This window comes from Hydrogenobaculum sp. Y04AAS1, from assembly GCF_000020785.1.
Lineage (GTDB): Bacteria > Aquificota > Aquificia > Aquificales > Aquificaceae > Hydrogenobaculum.
Map to the genome: position 1 here is coordinate 72,289 of NC_011126.1, position 16,621 is coordinate 88,909.

The 16,621-nt window shown below is 35.8% G+C and carries 17 protein-coding genes; all 17 read left to right on the forward strand.

Annotation, left to right across the window (positions count from 1 at the left end):
- Positions 1 to 142 precede the first annotated feature (142 nt).
- Entirely contained in the window at positions 143 to 547 is a 405-nt protein-coding gene (speD, locus tag HY04AAS1_RS00410) for an adenosylmethionine decarboxylase (protein WP_012513128.1), read from the forward strand.
- The gene (locus HY04AAS1_RS00415; protein WP_041307948.1) at positions 517 to 1,542 is read left to right on the forward strand and encodes a DNA-processing protein DprA; all 1,026 of its coding nucleotides are present in this window, start codon (positions 517 to 519) and stop codon (positions 1,540 to 1,542) included. Before speD ends, HY04AAS1_RS00415 begins: the two co-directional genes overlap by 31 nt.
- Positions 1,535 to 2,194, forward strand: coding sequence for an RsmE family RNA methyltransferase (locus HY04AAS1_RS00420; RefSeq protein ID WP_012513130.1), 660 nt, complete (start codon positions 1,535 to 1,537; stop codon positions 2,192 to 2,194). Before HY04AAS1_RS00415 ends, HY04AAS1_RS00420 begins: the two co-directional genes overlap by 8 nt.
- 36 nt (positions 2,195 to 2,230) lie before the next feature.
- On the forward strand, positions 2,231 to 3,886 hold the full coding sequence (locus HY04AAS1_RS00425) for a 2-oxoacid:acceptor oxidoreductase subunit alpha (protein WP_012513131.1): 1,656 nt from the start codon (positions 2,231 to 2,233) through the stop codon (positions 3,884 to 3,886).
- Positions 3,887 to 3,892: 6 nt separating this feature from the next.
- A complete protein-coding gene (locus HY04AAS1_RS00430; RefSeq protein WP_012513132.1) occupies positions 3,893 to 4,987 on the forward strand; it encodes a hypothetical protein in 1,095 nt (364 codons plus the stop codon).
- 120 nt (positions 4,988 to 5,107) lie between these two features.
- Entirely contained in the window at positions 5,108 to 5,908 is an 801-nt protein-coding gene (locus HY04AAS1_RS00435) for a transcriptional initiation protein Tat (protein ID WP_012513133.1), read from the forward strand.
- Positions 5,909 to 5,927: 19 nt separating this feature from the next.
- Positions 5,928 to 6,935: a substrate-binding domain-containing protein gene (locus HY04AAS1_RS00440; protein ID WP_012513134.1), complete on the forward strand. Its 1,008-nt coding sequence runs from the start codon at positions 5,928 to 5,930 to the stop codon at positions 6,933 to 6,935.
- 255 nt (positions 6,936 to 7,190) lie between these two features.
- Positions 7,191 to 7,934, forward strand: a complete 744-nt coding sequence (locus HY04AAS1_RS00445; RefSeq protein WP_012513135.1) for an ABC transporter ATP-binding protein — start codon at positions 7,191 to 7,193, stop codon at positions 7,932 to 7,934.
- On the forward strand, positions 7,927 to 9,180 hold the full coding sequence (locus HY04AAS1_RS00450; protein WP_012513136.1) for a hemolysin family protein: 1,254 nt from the start codon (positions 7,927 to 7,929) through the stop codon (positions 9,178 to 9,180). The genes HY04AAS1_RS00445 and HY04AAS1_RS00450 overlap by 8 nt, the downstream gene beginning before the upstream one ends.
- The gene (locus HY04AAS1_RS00455) at positions 9,137 to 9,835 is read left to right on the forward strand and encodes a ComF family protein (RefSeq protein ID WP_012513137.1); all 699 of its coding nucleotides are present in this window, start codon (positions 9,137 to 9,139) and stop codon (positions 9,833 to 9,835) included. Before HY04AAS1_RS00450 ends, HY04AAS1_RS00455 begins: the two co-directional genes overlap by 44 nt.
- 32 nt (positions 9,836 to 9,867) lie before the next feature.
- Positions 9,868 to 11,748 (forward strand): acetate--CoA ligase, encoded by a 1,881-nt coding sequence (gene acs, locus HY04AAS1_RS00460; RefSeq protein WP_012513138.1) that lies wholly within the window; start codon positions 9,868 to 9,870, stop codon positions 11,746 to 11,748.
- Positions 11,749 to 13,269 (forward strand): bifunctional phosphoribosylaminoimidazolecarboxamide formyltransferase/IMP cyclohydrolase, encoded by a 1,521-nt coding sequence (gene purH / locus HY04AAS1_RS00465; protein WP_012513139.1) that lies wholly within the window; start codon positions 11,749 to 11,751, stop codon positions 13,267 to 13,269. It abuts the gene before it with no gap.
- Positions 13,270 to 13,330: 61 nt separating this feature from the next.
- Positions 13,331 to 14,479: a nitronate monooxygenase family protein gene (locus HY04AAS1_RS00470; protein ID WP_012513140.1), complete on the forward strand. Its 1,149-nt coding sequence runs from the start codon at positions 13,331 to 13,333 to the stop codon at positions 14,477 to 14,479.
- Positions 14,480 to 14,812, forward strand: a complete 333-nt coding sequence (locus HY04AAS1_RS00475) for a hypothetical protein (protein WP_012513141.1) — start codon at positions 14,480 to 14,482, stop codon at positions 14,810 to 14,812.
- Positions 14,809 to 15,090 carry a hypothetical protein gene (locus HY04AAS1_RS00480; RefSeq protein ID WP_012513142.1) on the forward strand — a complete coding sequence of 94 codons (282 nt, stop codon included), beginning with the start codon at positions 14,809 to 14,811 and terminating at the stop codon, positions 15,088 to 15,090. Before HY04AAS1_RS00475 ends, HY04AAS1_RS00480 begins: the two co-directional genes overlap by 4 nt.
- A complete protein-coding gene (locus HY04AAS1_RS00485; protein ID WP_012513143.1) occupies positions 15,087 to 15,485 on the forward strand; it encodes a DUF4149 domain-containing protein in 399 nt (132 codons plus the stop codon). Before HY04AAS1_RS00480 ends, HY04AAS1_RS00485 begins: the two co-directional genes overlap by 4 nt.
- Positions 15,482 to 16,618: a 1-deoxy-D-xylulose-5-phosphate reductoisomerase gene (gene dxr, locus HY04AAS1_RS00490; RefSeq protein ID WP_012513144.1), complete on the forward strand. Its 1,137-nt coding sequence runs from the start codon at positions 15,482 to 15,484 to the stop codon at positions 16,616 to 16,618. Before HY04AAS1_RS00485 ends, dxr begins: the two co-directional genes overlap by 4 nt.
- The last annotated feature ends 3 nt before the right edge of the window (positions 16,619 to 16,621 follow it).

Genomic DNA, 16,621 nt, shown 5'->3' on the forward strand with positions numbered 1-16,621 from the left:
ATTAATCTATCTTTTTTTTCTGGAGGTATTTTATGAGTGAGCAGGATAGCAAATTCCGAAAGCGTGTGGGTGGCGCTGGTAATTTTGAGCAAGTTAGTTGCTCCACATCTTTTGTTGTGTTGATACCAAGGGAGGTATTGAAATGGCAAAAACCCTCGGACTCCATATTATAGCTGACCTTTATGGAGTTAACCCTGATCTCATTGACAGGGAAGAAGATATCAGACACCTTCTTGAAAATTCAGTAAAAGCAGGAGAGCTTACAAAAATCTCCTCTCATTTTTACCAGTTTAACCCTCACGGAGCTACGGGAGTTATCCTGTTAGCCGAATCTCATATATCCATTCATACGTGGCCAGAGCATAAAACGGCTACTGTGGATGTATTTACCTGTGGAGACCCATCAAAGGCTTATAGAGCCATGGACTATATAATAAACTCTTTATCCCCTACTCACGTAGATAAAAAAGTCTTTGATAGAGGTATCATAGAAGATTCAAAGGGAAAAGATGTGCTTTGGATAATGTCGAAAGCTGGTTGTTGCTAAAATCCATAAAAGGAATAGGCAACAAGTTACTATATAGGGCTTTTAGACATTTTGGTAGTGCCGAAGCAATATTAAAAGCCGACAAAACATCTTTGGAGCCATTCTTCGGCTCCAAAGCTATAAATATTGTTGCTAAAGCTTTTGATAAAAACTATGTAAATAACGCTATTATTAAATTAAAACAGTTAAATATCGAAGCCATAACCTATGAAAATAAATTGTATCCTGCAAATATGTTAAATCTTCTTGATCCTCCTCCGGTAATATTTTTAAAAGGTGATAAACCTTTGCTTTGTCAAAAATCTGTCAGCATAGTAGGCTCAAGGAAAGCCGTTTTGAGTGCTTTAAATATGACAAAATCTGTTGTATCAGAACTAAGACAAACTGTGGTATCTGGAGGAGCCGATGGTATAGACTCAAAAGCTCATCAAAGTGCTTTAGAAGAGTCTGTCCCCACTATAGCCGTTCTTGGTTTTGGATTTTTGTATGCAAAACAAAGTCTTTTTGGAAAGATTCTAGATAAAGACGGTCTTTTGTTGACGGAATTTTTACCTTTTGAGGCACCTTCAAAATATACGTTTCCAATGAGAAACAGAATAATAGCCGCTTTGGGAGATTATATTTTGGTTATGCAAGCCTCTTCTAAAAGCGGTGCTCTTATAAGTGCGTATTGGGCTTTTAAATTAAACAAAAAAGTTTTTGCATATGTGGGAAACCCGGTGGAAGAGTTTGAGGGTTGTGTAAACTTAGTAAGAGAAAATGTAGCTAAGCTTTTTACAAATAAATCCCATCTTTTTAAAGACCTAGATTTATCTTTTGAAAAGCCAGAAAACCAACAAAATCCTATACTTTCTTTTCTTGATAAACCATGCACTTTTGATGAGCTTTTAGTAAAAACAAACTATGACGAGGAAAAACTTACAATGGAGCTTACCATGCTTGAAATAGAAGGCTATATATCAAAAGACGGTGCTTATTTTGTGAAAAATGCATAGGTTTTTTGCTTTTAGAAAAAATGGTACGATAGAGTTTTTTGAGGAAGATAAAAAGCATTTTAAAGTACTTAGAATAGAAAAAAACGAACTTTTAGAGCTTGTTATAGAAGACAAAATATACGAAGCTAAATTCACAGGGCAAAATTTTGAGCTTTTAGAAGAAAAAACAAAACCCCCAGATGTAAAAATATATGCAAACGTATGTATACCGATAAAGCTTCAAACGTTAGAAACAATAATAGATTATGCAGTACAAGGCGGTGTTTTTGAGATAACCCCTGTTTTTTGCAAAAGAAGTTTTCAAGATAGCTCTAAGCTTTTGGAAAAGTATCAAAGGCTTCAAAAAATTTTAAAAGAAGCTATAAAGCAAAGTAGACCCTCTTTCTTGCCAAAATTAAACCATCCTATTTCTTTACAGGATATAACATTACAAGGATACGGTATTGTTTTTGATAGTTTTGAAAAGCCCAAAAACGATTTATTAAAAGACAACAAGTATACCCTTGTTTTTGGTCCAGAAGGAGGACTCTCCAAGGAGGAGGTGGAGTTTTTAAAAGCTTTGGGATTTAATACTCATTCTTTGGGGGATAACATATTAAGAGAAGAGCTTGCGGTGTTTGCTGGTATTTTTATGATAAGATGTAAGTTGTAGTTTGTATGATACAATTATATAAGTGGAGGTGTAAATATGGATTTGACTATGATAGTTGGAGGAAAAGCGGGTGCTGGTATAAAAGAAGCTGGTAGACTTATATGTTCTGCTTTGACAGAGCTTGGGTATTATGTGTTTATGTATGTGGATTACCCATCTCTTATAAGGGGAGGACATAACTTTGTAAGCATAAGAATAGCAGATTTTCCTATAAACAGCGTTCATAAAAAAGCAGACATCATAATAGCCACAGACAAGCGCTCTGTTAAAGAGCACCTTGAAGATGCAAAAGACGATACCCTTTGGATAATAAACGAAGTTACCGACAAAGATATGATACCTAAGGCAAAAGAGATTATCGTGATGCCTTTTAAAGAAGTTGCACCAAGCTTTTTTAAAAGTACATCGGTTTTTGGCGGTGTTTTGAAGCTTTTAAACATAGATTACGAAGTAGGCTTGCCTTTCGTAAGAAAATTAAAAGAACCAGACAAAAACGAAGCCATCTACAAAGATGCCTATGAAGCTAGTGTGGTAAAGTTTGATGTAAAACCAAGCGGTGAGAAAAAAGGTGAGCTTGTATCTGGAAACGATGCGGTGGCAAACGGTGCAGTGGATGGTGGGCTAGGTATATACTTTGCTTACCCAATGACGCCTTCTTCTTCAGTTTTACATACGTTAGCAGCTAAAAAAGATGAGCTTGGTATAAAAGTAATACATCCAGAAAATGAGATAGCCGTTATAAACATGGCCATAGGAGCCGCTTACGCAGGTAAAAGGTCTATGGTAGGTACATCTGGGGGTGGTTTTGCCCTTATGGTGGAGGCTTTAAGCCTTGCAGGTATGACAGAGACTCCTGTAGTAATATATGAAGCTCAAAGACCTGGCCCAAGCACTGGCCTCCCCACTTACAGCGCTCAATCAGATTTACTTTTTGCTATTTTTGCAGGACATGGGGATTTTGGTAAGGTTGTGATGGGAGTGTCAGATGCAGAGGATTCTTACTCTCTTACCAAAGAAGCTCTAAACTTAGCTTGGGAATATCAAGTGCCTGTCATAGTATTAAGCGATAAAAACGCTGCAGAAAACTATTATATATCCTCTTGTAACGATATATGTAGCAGAATAAAAGATATAAGACCGCCCAAAATGTATGAAGGAGATCCAAAGCTTTACAAACGTTATCAAAATGTAGAGGATGGTATATCGCCTCTTTTATTCCCTGGTACAAAGGACGCTGTGGTGAAGGCAAACTCCTATGAGCACAACGAAGCTGGTATTACCATAGAAGATGCCCACATCACAAAGCTTATGCAAGATAAAAGACTAAGAAAATATCAAAAGCTAAAATCAGATATACTAAGCACCAAACAAACTTACGAGGTTTTTGGCAACAAAGATTCGGATGTATGCCTTATCTCTTGGGGCTCTAACAAGCATGTGTTAAAAGAAGTGGCAAATGCCCTAAATATAAAATTTGTGCATGTTATATACTTAGAACCATTCCCAGAGGATAATATCAAAAAAGAGATTTCTAACAAGAAGCTTATAGCGGTAGAATGCTCTGCCACAAAGCAGTTTGAAAGACTTCTTCACATGTACGGCATAAGAGCTGATGTAAATATAAATAAATACGATGGAAGACCGTTTTTTGAAGATGAGGCTTTAGAGCTTGTCAAAAGCTATATAAACTGAATTTTGGTGGATAACACAAAGCTTTTTGCCCTATACGAGTTTGGCGAGTCTTTCCTTGCCAACGGCTTTGGGCTTGTGCTTTTCCCAATTTTGTTTTATCAGTTTGGTGTAAGTATATACACATACGCTTTTGTAATAGGTGTTTCAAACCTAATCGGTGTTTTTATAAATATTTTTTTATTAAGAAAACCCCTAAGAGTCCTAAATAAGCTCTTTCTTTTTTCTAGTATTACATTTTTTGTAAGTTTTGGGCTTTTGGTAGAAGATAAATATTTGTTTGGTTTGTTTTTTATGCTTTTTACAGTCGTTCACATGCAAGGGCTTTTGTTTTATCAGATATCGATATTAGAAACCAAAGACACAAAAATATCATCTTCTTTTAGTAGCATTTTAGGATATTTGGGTTATTTTTTGGCTGTTGTATCAATGTTTTTTATAAAAGACAAGAGGATGCTTATAAGCGTCGGTATCTTTGTTTATATAACCTGCGCTTTTTTGTTTTACAAATATTCTAATAAAAATGTTTTATTAAAAGCTCAAAAACTAAGTGTTTTTAAGGACAATATTTTTTTAAAATATACAATTTCTTTACTTTTTTTGAGTATAGCCCCTCAATTTTTCAATAACTCTATGACTATGTATCTTAAAACCTATCTTTTATTGCCAAACAAGGAAGTTTATATCCTTATGTTTATAGGGCTTTTATTTGCCATAGGTTCTTCTTTTGTGCTTGGTGTTTTTTGGAAAAAAGAAAATACCGGCTTTTATATAACGGTATTTTTGTGGTTTATGGTATATCTACTTGCTATATGGAGGTTTTTCATGCGTGTAGATTATCCATTTTTTTACGGAGTAATTCTTGCCGTTGCTGGGGGTATGGCTACTGGTGTTTTTTGGACATTTTTTAAAGCTATAACTGTGCTTAAATTTAACGATGATAACGTAGGGATTAGGATAAGCTCTATATATGGGCTTTCTTCTGGCTTAGGGCCTATTTTGTTTTTTGTGATGTCTTTCATAAGCCCAGTGGTAGCTTTTTTTAGTATATTGGTCCTTCTTATAATATCGTTTTTTATTTATATTTTGTTTTTTGGCTTTTAAAATCTTGAAAACTTTATAAATATATAACTATATCTTATTGACTTTTAAGAAAAAACTATAATATAATATTTACTATGAGGGTTAAACTATAAGATAACTTTCTAAAAAGGAGGAAACGTTATGGATCAAAGTAGAAGAAATGTGTTAAAAGGAGCCATACTAGGCTTAGGAGCAGGAATGGTAGCTTCAGCCTTAAACCCAACGGCTGCCAAGGCTGAGGAAGTGGGCGCTTTGATACCAAAAGGTGCTAGGACACTAAAAGAGCTGGCAGAAAGGCTTGCAAAAGCACCAAGAAGAAGAAATTTCAAGTCTCTACCGATGGTTTTAACAGACAAAAATCAATGGGACTGGGAAGCTTTGGACGAAGTATTCAACTATAAAGGTGGTCCAAAACAAGTATGGGACAATTACGATATACACAGCGCTTGGCTAAACGTTATGAGAAATGCTATGAATGCTCAAATATGGTCTTATAAAAATCCAGATTTCCTTTGTGTAAGCGCAACTCATGGTAATGCACACTTTGCTATATACGATGATTATGTATGGGAAACGTATATAACACCTTTGACAAAAGGAAAGTTAAAGAAAAATGTATGGCTTAAAATGAAACCTGGTATGCTTGAAAAAGATAGCCCTACAGATGAGTCTGGTGCTTTCTCACCAGCTGATAACAGCGTAGAAGCTCTTATAGAAAGAGGCGCTGTATTTTTGGCTTGCCACAATCAAACCTGGGAAATGGCAGGTGCACTTTTAAAAGCTGGAATAAATCCTCATAAACTTACCCACGACGAACTCTCTGCAGATCTTACAAACCATATCATACCACAAGCTATAGTAACCCCAGGCGTGGTAGCTACAATACCAGAGCTTCAAATGAGAGGTTTCCATTATATAAACACGGCAGATTTTCCAAAATAAATTTTAGGAGGTTAGAAGCATGAAAAAAGCTTTACTAGCTTTAAGTGTAATGGCGTTAGGCGCCGCAGCTTTTGCAACCACAGATTTAAACCCTTATGAAATGCCACCGCACACACCACCATGGAGCAGAAAACCAGTTGTTAGCCCAGATGTTCACAGCGCCAATGATCCAGCTGTTTACAAGGGTTTTGATTTTACAATACCCCCAGTGGATAATGTTGTGGACTTTCACGGCGATTTAAACGCTGCCAACAAAGATGGTTTGGTAGTGTATGTAGGCGGTAACTATTATTTTGCAGCTACCAAGCTTGTAAATGCTTTTGAAAAAGAATATCCTCAATACAAAGGCAAGGTATTTATAATAACAATACCTCCAGGTAAGCTTTTGCAAACTATAGAGCATTACCACGATACATTTACTTTGGGTGATATGACTTTCACTGCCAAACCAGATATATTTGCTGGCGGTGCTTTTGGCGTGAAAAAATGTATAAAAGATGGTTTTTGCGAAGCTTCTACATTTACCCCATACGTTACAAACACACTTGCTATAGAAGTCTACAAAGGCAATCCAAAGCATATACATAGCCTCCAAGACTTAGCAAGAAAAGATGTGAAAGTAATCATGCCAAATCCAAAGTTTGAAGGTATAGCAAGAAGAATAGAAGACGCCCTTGAAAAATGTGGTGGTAAGAAGTTAAAAGATGCCATATTTGGTCCACACGGTAAGGCTATATTGACAGAAATACACCACAGACAAACCCCACTTGCAATTATGGAACATATAGCTGATGCCGGTGTTGTATGGCACTCTGAAGTAGAAGCTCAAATGAAACAATACCACAATCCTCTTGAAGCTGTGCCAATACCAGCAAAATGCAATTACACGGCTATATACGCTGCTGCTGAGGTTAAAGGAGCTCCACATCCACAAGCAGCTAAAGATTGGTTGCACTTCTTAAGGACACCAGCCGCTCTAAAGGTATTTGAATTCTACGGCTTCAAACCCTACGAAGGAAAAAGATAATTTCTCAAACTAGCCCGCTTAAGGCGGGCTGTTCTTATTAATCTATATGTCATCTGTAAAAACTTCATTTATTTTTCATAATTTTTGTGATATCTTTATATGCTTAATTTCATATTGACATATTTGTAAATTTGGTTTATATTTATTTATGTAAATTTTTAAGATGAAGTTAAAAAGCGAAGGTGAGTTTAGATACTCCCTCCCTCCCCCTCCCAAGATTTTTTGCACCGCATCCTTGCGGTGCCTTTCTAAGATATGAATACACTTAAAATAGAAAATCTTTACAAATCTTTTGACAAAAAACATTATATATTAAGTAACATAAATGTTGAAGTAACAAAAAATCAATCTTTTTGTATAATAGGTCCTTCTGGCTCTGGCAAATCAACCTTAGGAAAGTGTATACTTAGGTTTATAAAACCAGATTTTGGGAATATATATTTTAAAGGCGAAGATATATACACTATAAAAGATTATCCAAGACATGTCTCTTTTATACCCCAAGATCCAATGTCTTCCATAAACCCTAGGTTCGGTGTTTTAGATGCCATATTAGAACCACTTCGTATAATGTCTTTGGCTTTTGATATGAAAAATATAATAAATGATATTTTGGCGCTTGGTTTAAAAGAGGAGCTTTTTAATAAGAAGATAAGAGATTTATCAGGGGGAGAGCGCCAAAGGGTAGCGATAGCAAGAGCTTTCATAACAAATCCAGAGCTTATAATAGCCGATGAACCTACATCTTCTTTGGATGCTATTCATAAATCCATTGCTGCGTCGCTTTTTTTGAAAATTAAAGAAAGTAAAACACTTTTTCTAATCACACACGATATAAAATTTGCACAGAAAATTTGTGATAAAATTGGGGTTATGTACAATGGAAAAATAGTGGAAATAAGGGATAAAGAAGATATTTTTAAAAGCCCAAAACATGAGTTTACAAAGACACTTTTAAATAGCTATTCTCTGGATTGCAAACAGTATTCCTATGAATAGTATATTGCTTTATAGCCTTTTAATACTTTTTCTCATATTTTTATCTGGTTTTTTTGCCTCTTCGGAGGTTGTGTTTTTTGGTGCTTCTAATATATTAGAAGAAAAGGATAAAAAGTTTTATAAAAAACTTATAGATAGAATATTTAAAGACCCGCAAGCTCTTTTAGTGTCAATGCTCATTGGGAACGAGTTTGTAAATGTTTTAATATCTTCAGTGAGCTCTAGTTTTGTAATAAACCTGGTAGGCAAAAGATGGGTATTTTTATCTGGCATATTTATCAGTATATTGATATTTTTAATTGGTGAAACTATACCTAAAAATATTGCTCTTTTCTTGAAAGATAGGCTTTTAAAGTTTTACGCGATCATATTTTATCCATATCTTGTAGCCACAAAGCCTTTTACTTACATTTTTGTAGCACCTGTAAAAAAGATATTAAAACTTTTTGGTGTTGAAAATATAAGCTTGGAAAAGAAGTTTTCTTTAGAGCATATAGTTTATATAATGCAAAGTCCAGCAAACGCTCAGGAATTTTCAGAAGAAGAAACTCAGATGATACAAAAAGTATCTCAGATGAGAGAAACTATAGTAAGAGAAATAATGACTCCAAGGCTTGATATATTTATGTTAGAAGCAACCCAAACTGTAAAGGAAGTTATAAACGATATATTAGAGCATGAACATAGTAGGATACCTATATACAAAGATACAAAAGACAATGTGGTTGGCTATATACATATAAAAGACCTTACGCCAGTTTATCAGCATAAAGACGATACGTTAGAGATTTTTTTAAGACCTATTGAATTTATACCAGAGGTTATGAGTATAAAAAATCTACTTCAAGAGATGAAAAAATCTTCAAGTCAAATAATGATGGTGGTAGATGAGCACGGTGCCATATCTGGACTCATTACGAAACATGATTTGCTTGAATGGTTGGCAGGAGATTTACCTCAGGAGTGGGAAGATGAAAATGAGTTTACCAAGATGTCTTCAGATGTTTATATAGTGGAAGGTTCTGCCTCCATAGAAGAAGTCGCCGCTACCGTTGGTTTTGAACTCTCTGAGAACTACGATTACGATACGTTGAGCGGTTTTATAATGGCAAACATGGGGAAAATTCCAAAAGAAGGCGATGAGTTTGAATACAAAGGTTTTAAGTTTATAGTGGATAAAATGGATGGTAAAAAGATAGAGCATGTACTTATCAAAATACCTACGGATAAAGAGCCAAATAGCTAAGATTTTTGACAAACTTTACATACCAGACAACGTTTGTCTTAGTTGTAACAACTATTTTAAGCCGACGCTTCAGGGTTATGTTTGCGATGATTGTATAGCATCTATAAAACCTATGCTTTTTGAAAAAGAAACTCTTCCTTACATAGATTCCTATAGGATTTTTAGTAGCTACGATAAAGCTTTAAAAGAAATGATAATCGCCTTAAAATTTAAGAAAGCCTCTTTGTTTGCAAAAATAATAGGTGATATTGTGAAAGATGATTTTTTTGCTTTTGTAAAATCTATAAACCCTGATATTGTTACCTATGTGCCAGTTTCTTTCTTTAGATTTTGGCAAAGGGGCTATGACCAGAACGATATCTTATTAAAAGCTTTAAACGCTCAATACATATCTATTTTGAAACGTAGAAGACATGCTAAACCTCTATCTCTTAGCATGGATAAAAATCAAAGAGAACACATTGTTTCTAAGGCTTTTAAGATAAGAAAAGAATTTGTATTTAATTTAGAAGGTAAAAAAGTTTTAGTCTTTGATGATATATTAACTACAGGAGCTACTGCTACTCAAATAGCGAGAACCCTTAAGATGCACGCTGTAAAAGAAGTTTATTTTTATTTTATAGCGTCCCATAAAAGAGCTATTGATATGGTATAATAATTTTAATCAAAAGCTGGAGGTATATAACTATGAACGATGAAGTGCTTTTAAAAGTGGAGGAGAAGATAAACCCACCATCTCGCATATTGGAGGAGGCTCATATAAAGGATTATGAGTCTATTTACAAAAAATCAATAGAAAATCCAGATGCTTTTTGGGCAGAAGCAGCACAAGATATTACATGGTTTAAACCATTTTCAAAGGTTTTAGAATGGAACTTTCCATACGCCAAATGGTTTTTAGATGGTAAATTAAACGCCTCTTACAACTGTCTTGATAGGCATATAGAAGAAGGCCTTAGAAACAAAGTAGCTTATATAGGAGTAAACGAAGATTTAGAAGAGAAAAAAATTACCTACGGGGAGCTTCTTGAGCTTGTAAATAGACTTGCAAATGCTTTGAAAAGCTTAGGCCTTAAAAAAGGCGATAGAGTTTCTATATACATGCCAAACACGGTAGAAGCTGTGGCAAGCATGCTGGCTTGCGCTCGTATTGGGCTTATACATCAAGTAGTGTTTGCCGGGTTTAGTGAAGGCGCTTTAAGAACGAGGGTAGAGGATGCAGGGGCAAGCGCTATAATAACTGCCACATACACAAAAAGGCGTGGTAAAAAAGTAGAGCTTTTGCCTACTGCTTTAGAAGCTATAAAAGGCCTTGATTCAATCAAACATGTAATATGTTGGGATAGAGATAACGCTGGTCTTCCAGAGGGAGTGCTCGGCTTTTACGATATTGTTAAAAGCCAAAAACCAGAATGTGAACCAGAACATATGGATTCTGAAGATCCACTTTTTATACTCTATACTTCTGGTACCACCGGTAAGCCTAAAGGTGTGATACATACCACCGGTGGATACATGGTAAATGTGCATTTTACCACAAAAAACGTATTTGCCCTAAAGCCAAACGATATATACTGGTGTACTGCTGATATAGGCTGGATAACAGGGCATTCTTACATAGTTTATGGGCCGTTGTCTGTAGGTGTTACAAGCGTTATATTTGAGGGCGCTCCAGACTATAAAGATCCATCCACTTGGTGGAAGATAGTAGAAAAATACAGAGTAAACAAGTTTTATACTGCTCCAACAGCTGTTAGACTTTTTATGAAATACGGAGAGCAATGGCCAGAAGCTCATGATCTATCTTCTCTTAAAATCCTTGGTTCTGTGGGCGAACCTATAAATCCTGAAGCTTGGCACTGGTACTACGAGCATATAGGACATAAAAATTGCGCCATAGTAGATACTTGGTGGCAAACAGAGACTGGAACTCACATGATAACTACTTTGCCTGGCAACCCTATGAAACCAGGTAAAGCCGGTAAACCGCTTCCAGGTATTGAAGTTGCTATAGTAGATAAAAACGGAAACCCTGTCCCACCTAACACGGTAGGCTATGTGGTTATAAAAAATCCTTGGCCTTCTATGATGAGAAATTGTTGGGGGCAACCTGAACGTTATAAAAAATATTGGACTGAAATACCAGGCAACGTTTACAACGCTGATGACTTAGGGTCTATAGATGAAGAAGGTGATATTATGATAGTAGGTAGGGCCGACGATGTACTTTCTGTGGCTGGTCATCGTATAGGCACTATGGAAGTAGAAAGCGCTATAGTTGATCATGAAGCTGTGGCTGAAGCTGCTGTTATAGGTAAACCTGATCCCATAAAGGGTGAACGTATAAAGGCTTTTGTAATACTAAAACAAGATTATAATCCTTCTGAAGAGCTTAAAAAAAGCATTCAAGAGCATGTAAAACACGTGCTTGGGGCTATAGCCTATCCAGAAGAGATAGAGTTTGTAGATAAATTACCAAAGACAAGAAGTGGAAAGATTATGAGAAGAGTACTAAAAGCCAAAGAGCTTGGGCTTGATATAGGCGATGTATCTACCTTAGAGGATTAAATGAGAGCACTTATATCTGTATACGATAAAACCGGTATTTTAGAACTGGCTAAGGAGCTTTTGAACCAAGGGTATGAGATTCTATCCAGTGGTGGGACATACACTTATCTAAAAAATGCTGGTGTTGATGCCATAGAGGTATCTGAGGTAACAGGTTTTAGAGAGATTTTAGGTGGTAGAGTTAAGACGCTTCATCCCGCTATACACGGTGGTATTTTGTTTAGAGAAGACGTAGAAAAAGATTTAGAAGAAATAAAAGAAAACTCTATAGAACCTATTGATATCGTAGTGGTGAACTTGTATCCTTTTGAAAAGAAGATGAAAGAGCTAAAAGATATAGATGCTCTTGTGGAGTTTATAGACATAGGGGGTCCTACTCTTGTAAGAGCCGCTGCTAAAAATCACAAACGAGTTAGTGTACTTACAGATATCGAAGATTACGGATGGTTTATAGAAAAGCTCAAAATGAATGCTGTATCTCAGCAAGACAGAAAATACTTAGCTTTGAAAGCTTTTTGGTTAACATCTTACTATGATGCTGTTATAGCTAGTTATTTTTCCAAAGTATTTGGCTTTTCAGAAAAAGATTTTAAGCATCATACTGTACCTATGTTTTTGAGAGATGAATTGAGATACGGTGAAAATCCACATCAGCAAGCTTACCTATATGAAAATCCGTTGGAAGAAAATGGTATTGTAAGAGCTGATGTGCTTCAAGGTAAAAAGATGTCTTACAACAACTATCTTGATGCCGATTCTGTTGTAAAGCTCATGTCAGAGTTTTCTAATCCTTGCTGTGCTATCGTAAAACACAACAATCCAAGCGGTATAACCACAGACAACAATATTCTGGAAGCTTACAAAAAAGCTTTTCAATGTGATCCTGAGGCGGCGTTTGGTGGTATCGTAGCTTTTAACAAGGTTGTAGATAAAGACGTTGCTAAGGCTATTACAGAGCATTTTTATGAGATAGTTATAGCTCCTGAGTTTACCGAAGAAGCTGTTGAAGAGTTTTCCAAAAAGAAGAATTTAAGGTTAGTAAGGTATAAAAACTACAATCAGAATATTGATCTAAGGAGTATATCTGGCGGGTTTTTAGTGCAGGACATAGATGATAAGCTTTATGAGTCTATAGAGATAGTTTCATTGAGAAGACCTACTGAGCAAGAGTTAGAGGATGCTATATTTGCTTGGAAAGTGGCAAAATGGACAAAATCAAATGCTATAGTGATAGCTAAAAACAATCAAACCATAGGTATAGGCGCTGGTCAGGTGTCGAGGGTAGATTCTCTTAGAAGCGCTATAAGAAAAGCAAAAAACTTTTCCCATGATTTAAAAGGCGCCGTAGTGGCCTCAGACGCTTTTTTCCCGTTTAGAGATAGCATAGATATAGCTGCTGAAGAAGGAATATCTGGTACAATACAACCTGGTGGTTCTATAAGAGACAAAGAAGTTATAGAGGCTGTAAATGAGCATAACATGTTTATGATATTTACCCATATGAGGCATTTCAGACATTGAAGCTTTGCAAATTTGAGAATTGTTTTTATATTTTATGTATATCCAATAGTGAGAGGTTTTTATGAAATTACCACCACTTAGAATAAGGCATATAGAGGTGGAGATACCTATTATACAAGGGGGTATGGGCGTAGGTATTTCTTGGGAAAAATTGGCAGGGGCTGTTGCATCCTGCGGTGCTGTAGGTGTTGTATCCTCAGTGGGTACAGGTTATAGATTTTTAGAACTTGTTAAAAAAGATAAGTTTGGAAGACCGATAGGCACTGAAAATGCTCACAACGGCGAGGCTTTGAGGCTCATTATTCAAAAAGCCAGAGAAATAGCCGGTGGCAAAGGCGCCATAGGTGTAAATATACTATCTGCTATAAACGATTACGGTAGGGTAGCAAACGAAGCTGCCAAGTTTGGAGCTGATTTAATCATATCTGGAGCAGGACTTCCTTTGAAGTTGCCAGAGTATACAGAGGGGTATGATACGGCTTTGGTGCCTATAGTATCTTCTGCTAGGGCTTTAAACCTTATAGCCAAAACATGGAAAAAGCGCTATAACAGGTTACCAGATGCTGTCGTTTTGGAAGGTCCCATGTCTGGTGGTCATCAAGGTTTTAAGTATGAAGATTGTTTTAAGCCGGAATTTCAACTTGAAAATTTGTTTGATGAGGTTTACAAAGAGGCTCAAGAATGGGGTAATATACCTCTTATAGTGGCAGGTGGTGTTTGGGATTACAAAGATATAAAAACCTACATTCAAAGAGGTGCTGTCGGTGTTCAGATGGCCACCAGGTTTGCAGTTACAAAAGAAAGCGATGCACCGCTTGTATACAAGGAGCTTCTTTTAAACGCTGAAGAAAAGGATATAATGCTTCTAAAATCGCCGGTGGGATATCCTTTGAGGGTTATAAAAACGCCTTTTGTGGAAAAGCTTTTAAACGGATACAACGGCTGGAAAGGATGCGTTTCTGATTGCGTGGCCCCTTGTAAGCATGGAGAGGAGGCTAAAAAAGTAGGTTTTTGTATAGCCGATAGGCTTGGAGCTGCTTGTCTTGGCAATGTAGAAGAAGGTATTTTTATAAGCGGTGCCAACGGATATAAGTTGAAAAAGCAAGGTATAATATCTGTCTGTGAGCTTATAGATATGCTTACTGGTAAAATGCCAGACCCCACTATAGATACTGTAGAAAACAAAGAGACATTTACAGAGGTGATATAAGTGAGGTTTTATGGGCTTTTAAAAGATGAAGATTTTTTAAATATTGTGCAAAAAATCTCTGGTGATAATTGGATTATAGAAGATACAAAATCAAAAACAAAAGAAGAGCTTTCAAAAGATCAAATAAAAAACTGTCTTTTAGATATTGCCAACGAGATAAAGAATTGGAAACAAACTCTTACCCTTATGCCAAGCAATACTATTTTTGTGTTTGTGGCTGATAAAGAAGAACCAAAAGCTTTTAAGATATACGATACAAGCTCACTGGGATGTTCTACAACGCTACCTCCTCCAAGATGGAAAGTTTATCAAAAGGGTATAGTGCTTGAATGATTTATCTTGTAATGGTAGGACAGCATAAGTTAAGAGAGCTTATATACCTTTGGACGCTTTTAAACTTAAACAATATAAAATGCTTTATATCTTATATAAAAAATGAACCTTACTATGAAAGAACAGCTTCTTTGTATGGGGCAAAGGTTTTTATAAAAGATTCCGATTTGGATAGGATTAATGTCCTTGATATACAAAACAGTATTTTTTTATTGGAAAAGCCCGTAAACTTTGAAAATATAAACAACATATACAAGGATATTCTTTCTTTGTTATGACCAACATAGTTCTTTTCATGATAAGCACATGGTTTGGTGTTAGTTTGTTTTTTAGCTTTGATGTGGCCCCCACTCTTTTTGATACGCTTTCTACCATGTTGGCTGGTGATGTGGTGGCAAAAATATTTCCAATGTATTTTGGTATTGGACTTTTTATATTTCTTATGAGTTTTTTTATTTTGTTTTTAAGTGAAAAGCCAACATTCAGAAAAAACTTCGCTTTTTTGATATTAAATATAGTTATTTTCATAGCTTTTCTTGTTTTTATATTGCCAGAGGCCTCTTTTTTAAAACATACAGATTATCACGCATTCCTTCGTTTACACGCTTTTAGTATGGTATTAAATCTTATACAAATGATAAATAGCTTTTTTATAATACTAAGTTTGATATGACAAGGCTTGGTGTACTTGGTTCTACGGGGACTATTGGGAAAAATGCCCTTGATATTGTTAGATCAAACAAAGATAAGATAGAGCTTATAGGTATAGGTGCATATCGATCATCCAAAGGGCTTTTAGAAGAGGTTAAAGAGTTTAGACCTAAGTTTGTTTTTAGTGTAGAAACCCCTACAAAAGACTGGATTGATGAGGTTTCAAAATATTCTACATACCTTAACGAAGAAGAGGGACTTCAGGCTATTATAGAAAACTCCGATAGGATTTTAAACGCTATATCTGGGACCTCTGGCATAAAAGCCACTTACAGCATACTAAAAGCTAAAAAAATACTTCTTGCTTCCAACAAGGAATCAATCCTTTGTATGCCAAACCTAATAAGAGAAAATATTGAGCTAGTGATACCGGTAGACAGCGAACACAATGCCGCTTTTGAGCTTCTTAAAAGCCACAAAACTGTGAAAAACCTTTATATAACAGCTTCAGGTGGTCCTTTCAGAGGGTATTCCAAAGAACAGCTAAAAACTGTAAGCAAAGAAGAGGCTCTTAAACACCCAAATTGGAAGATGGGTCCAAAGATAACCATAGACTCTGCAACACTTATGAACAAAGGATTTGAACTTGTAGAAGCCAGTGTATTGTTTAATATACCACTTGAACGCATAAAGATATTGATACATCCTCAAAGTATAGTGCATGCCATAGTTGAACTTGAAAACGGCTCTTTTATAGCAAATATGTCGCTTCCAGATATGAGGCTTCCTATTCAAAACGCTATTTTTTATCCAGAGATGGTAAATTATACCTTCAATAGGTTAGATTTAACATCTATTTCTTGTCTTACTTTTGAAAAGCCTAAAAGGGATTTGTTTAGGGCTATCGATGTTTGTGAATGGGTAGCCTCTATGGGAAACCCTTATGTATCTGTGCTTTTAGGAGCTGATGATAAAGCTGTAGAGCTTTTTTTAGAAGGGAAAATTGGATTTCTTGATATACCAGTTTTGATAGAGAGCGTACTTTCTTCGGTGAATTTTCATATAGAAGAGAATCTTGAAGATATTTTAAGGGCTGTGGAGTTTGGTAAAAACAAATTACTAGAATTATCAAATCATAGGCTAACTAACTGTTAAAAC